Raw genomic sequence first — 4,275 nt, 5'->3', positions numbered from 1 at the left:
GGGGGCAAAAACATAATCTTTACATATTACATTTTGACGTGCGAAAAGAGAACAATAGTCAAAGAGATGACGGTTGATTTGAGAGTCAACCAGTAAAATATTTTTTGACCTAAATTACTCTGTCGATCTTTTAGCCAAGCTTGTTTTTGTTCGGATGCAGAAGGAATTTAGTTGATAACCAAAGGAAGAAAAATCGGGAAGGCTGTTCATCTCGATCTGTTTTAAGTGATGTCTGTTGTTTCTAGCTTTCCCTAATACCTATGAAAATAAACGATATTGATTTGATTAGAAGACATAAAATTAATTTGAATAAAGATGAATAATATTTATCAACATAATATAGCGATCGCATTTTTGGTTAATTCCCAAAAATACTTAGTAATTAAAATAATTACATCTTGTAGATTATTAGCATAAAGCGATCGCTAATATAGTAGAAATAAAAACTACCTACAGAAATTAAAACACTCAAAAAAAATCTGGATTTCACAGATTAATTTTTGCTCCAAAACTTTATTGATGTACACATAAATAAAGGGGCAAATATCATTCACCCCTACAAGATTTATTCTTCTTCAGCGATAATTTCTACTTCAGGAGCAGTACCATCGGCTTCTGCTTTATCCGTAGCTAATTTATCTTTGAGTTTTTGTTCTACTTCTATGGCAATTTCGGGATTTTCTTCGAGATACTTAATCGTGTTATCTCTTCCTTGACCAATGTTATCGCCCTTGTAGCTGTACCAAGCTCCTTTACGGATTACAATATCGTTGTCTTCTGCCATGTCTAGCATACATCCCATACGAGAGATGCCCTTGCCGAAGATAATATCAAATTCAGCAATCCTAAATGGTGGTGCAACTTTGTTTTTTGCTACTTTAACCTTGGCGCGGATACCATATTCCCCTTCGCTACCTCTTTTCAGGGTTTGAATGCGACGAATATCTAAACGTACAGAGGCATAAAATTTAAGTGCAGTACCCCCTGTAGTTACTTCAGGGCTACCATAGGTAACACCAATTTTTTGTCGTAATTGGTTGAGAAAAATTACTGTAGATGCCGATCTTCCGATATTTCCTGCAATTTTTCTGAGAGCTTTACTCATCAAACGAGCTTGTAAACCCATTTGATTGTCGCCCATTTCTCCTTCAATTTCTGCACGGGGTACTAAAGCAGCTACCGAGTCTACCACTACTAAATCTACCGCAGCCGATCGCACTAACTGATCGACAATCTCTAAAGCTGATTCCCCGTGATCTGGTTGAGCTACTAACAGGTTTTCAATATCGACTCCTAATGCACCAGAATAGGTAGGATCGAGGGCGTGTTCAGCGTCTACAAAGGCTGCTACTCCTCCTGCTTTTTGAGTTTCAGCGATCGCATGAAGAGCTAATGTAGTTTTACCTGAACTTTCTGGGCCATAGATTTCAATAATTCTTCCTTTGGGTAAACCGCCACCTAATGCTATATCTAAGGTTAATGCACCAGTGGACAAAGTTTCCACTTTCATCTGAGAAGCATCACCAAGGCGCATAATTGCACCTTTACCGAAATTGCGTTCAATTTGTTTTAAAACTAGGTTTAAAGCTTTTTCTTTATCTGGATTGCTGGGAATATTCACGTTAGTTGCCATAAATGCCTCAATTATAAATTTACGAAATACTGGGGAAGATGCTTTTACTGTTTTTGATTTGATTGTACGTCTCGTATCAAAGAGATGTAAGCTAATTTAACCAAGGCTCAACATTTTGATACAAAAGTATTGTTATTGTGGTCTTCATCTCACTACAATTTGTTGTGTAGGATCATTTTGACATTGGTTGATAAAAAAATCAACCTTGAATTTTTCTCACTAACCATCAACCACCACCTACCAACAATCTCAACCAATTAAATTAAGTACATCCGATAGCATTAAAGATTATGACAAGAAATTTATCTGAATTTTTTTCCTACTGTGCATATTCATAATGACTTTGTTTATGAGCAAGCAAAGTTTGACCATACTCTTTATCTTCAATCAAGTATAAATTCTTGTTATAGGTGGAGGAAAAGTATCTCTTCTATTGACAAACTTATGGATATTGATAATGTTTTGAAAGGGAATAGAACTCGTGGAATAATTGTCAAAAATGAGATGCTTTATCGAAAAAGATTAGCTGGTTATTGAGAGAATCTAGATACATGAGTCAATAATATTTAGAAGTAAAGATTACTAAAAATACGAAAAGAATATCATTTAATTTTACGTTTACGAGGTTTATCTAATCTTTCGTACATGGCATATTCTATTGGCAAGCTTTCATAAGTAACTAAATAGTCTTCACTCCATTGTTCGATATAATCTTGAAACCAAATATTTTGAGGGATTAAATCATGCGTATCAGCTTTTCCTGCATTATGGCTAAGATGAATTGCACCGACTTGAGATGATTGAAGCAAAGATAAACAGGTTTTTTTAGTTTGTATACTATTACCTTGATGCCAAATATTAACATGAGAAACATCAAGTAATAAGGGAAAGTTAACTAAAGATTGAAAGCTGGAACACCAATATTCAGAGGAAGGCATGACTTCGAGATAAACAGGTACTTTCAAAGCATCTTGCATTTTTACCAATGCCATTTCTAAATCTTTTTGACTACAGTACTTTCTTAAAGGAGGATGAAGAGATACTGCAATTACGTAATTATTATCGATAAATTTAGCATAATCATACCAACTTTTAGGGCGAAAAGGATCGAGTTTACAGCGAAAATATCCTTGATATAAACAAGAATCATGAAGAATCAAGTTAGTATTTTGATAATTAAAATTAACATCGCAGTTGCTACCAATTGCTAATTCTAAAAAATCTAATTGTAGCGAATTTTCCAGAGTTTTAAAAATATCTAGACAATCAGCTATACTTCTTAATCCAATAGCAGTTATGCTTAATCCTTTCATTCTATCAGTTTAATTAGTGTTTTTTTAAAATTCAATATCATTTTGCAAAGCATTATTTTGTCTATGAAATATGCGATCGCCCAATTTAAGGGGAATTCCTTGCTCTACTGCTTGCTTGGCTTTTTGTGTATTAATCTCTCGTAAGAGTTTATAGGCTTTGAACTTAGCCATAATATCTGTGCGATGTAAAATTTTGATTAGAAAATCTCCCACTATTTCATCATAGTTTGCTGGTTTGGCGATTAACTTATAATTATTACCAGAAGAAACCGATTCTAGTAAGTTGTTTTCAAATTTGAGATAAGTAGCTTCTTGGACAAACTCTTCTTTGACAAAAGCAAAGTGTCCTACTCCATCTTTCCAAAACTTACTTAATAGTTCGATATTTTCTGGCAAATAAAGATAGTCTATTATTTCTCTATATTTATTCCAGTATTCTGGATGAAAATATTTTATCTTGTCATCAAAAAATACATTATTCTCTTTACACCAAGTATCAATATGATCTAAGATATATATATATCTAGCTCTTCTAAATTTGTCATACAATACTTCATCTTGTTTTTGTTCAATAATTTCTATTACTTTCCAAATAATAAAGTAGTCACAGGATATATTATTTCCTCTAAATAATTTTTCCCACTCAGGATTAAAATCAATATTATTATTGCTACACCATTGCTTTAGATTGAAATCGGGGTTTTCTTTGCACCATTCAAAACCACATAAACCAAACCCTGTTTCTAAAATTAGTTTTTGATGTAATAATTCTGCTGCTTGTTCTGCTTTTTCTTTGTCTACAAAACAAAATACTCTTTGACTGTTAGCTGCTTGTTCTTGTTCATCAACTTCATATTCTTCATACACTTGTGGATAGATATTTTCTAAATAGTCTACCCAGTCATAAAGAATATAATCCTGATCGGTAAACGATCTTCCTGATTGGTAAACGCTATAAATTTTATCTCCTGGTTTTAATTTAACTCCTTTATCTATAGATTTTTTAGCTCGTTTTGAATCAATACCTTTGAGTAACTGATAGGCTGTATTCCTAACTGCTAATTGAGAGTTATCTAAAGCTTGAGTCAATAAATCGATTTCTGCTTGCTCCGAGTCTTCAGCTTCGTCGTTACCTGCATATTGAACATTATTTGTATTGATAATAATTTCAGAAAAATATTGATCGAGAGTAAGATATGTTGGTTTCTTGAATGTAATTTCCCTATAAGTAGGGTTTGCTGAATAACTTGACAACCTTGAACAAATAAAGGTTACAAGGATTTTGGGCGCAGCAAAAAGTTAAGTAAAAATGGCGAAAAACCCCTAAAA

Annotated in this window: 3 protein-coding genes; all 3 read right to left on the bottom strand. The window is 33.2% G+C overall.

The genetic code is table 11. The features are described 5' to 3' along the window. Positions 1–565: 565 nt before the first annotated feature. Positions 566–1,633 (bottom strand): recombinase RecA, encoded by a 1,068-nt coding sequence (recA, locus tag H1P_RS31365; protein WP_144875114.1) that lies wholly within the window; start codon positions 1,631–1,633, stop codon positions 566–568. Positions 1,634–2,235: 602 nt separating this feature from the next. Then, positions 2,236–2,946: a hypothetical protein gene (locus tag H1P_RS31360; protein ID WP_144875112.1), complete on the bottom strand. Its 711-nt coding sequence runs from the start codon at positions 2,944–2,946 to the stop codon at positions 2,236–2,238. 24 nt (positions 2,947–2,970) lie between these two features. After that, on the bottom strand, positions 2,971–4,200 hold the full coding sequence (locus H1P_RS31355) for a hypothetical protein (protein ID WP_144875110.1): 1,230 nt from the start codon (positions 4,198–4,200) through the stop codon (positions 2,971–2,973). Between the last annotated feature and the right edge of the window lie 75 nt (positions 4,201–4,275).

The sequence above is a fragment of the Hyella patelloides LEGE 07179 genome, from assembly GCF_900659865.1.
In the GTDB taxonomy this organism is placed as follows: Bacteria; Cyanobacteriota; Cyanobacteriia; order Cyanobacteriales; family Xenococcaceae; genus Hyella; species Hyella patelloides.
The sequence above is the reverse complement of the archived record's forward strand: the minus strand, read 5'-3'. Positions and strand labels throughout refer to the sequence as shown.

Bases quoted from the DNA above. Each gene is read 5' to 3' on its own strand.
- recA (WP_144875114.1), bottom strand. From the start codon at position 1,633: ATGGCAACTAACGTGAATATTCCCAGCAATCCAGATAAAGAAAAAGCT.
- H1P_RS31360 (WP_144875112.1), bottom strand. From the start codon at position 2,946: ATGAAAGGATTAAGCATAACTGCTATTGGATTAAGAAGTATAGCTGAT.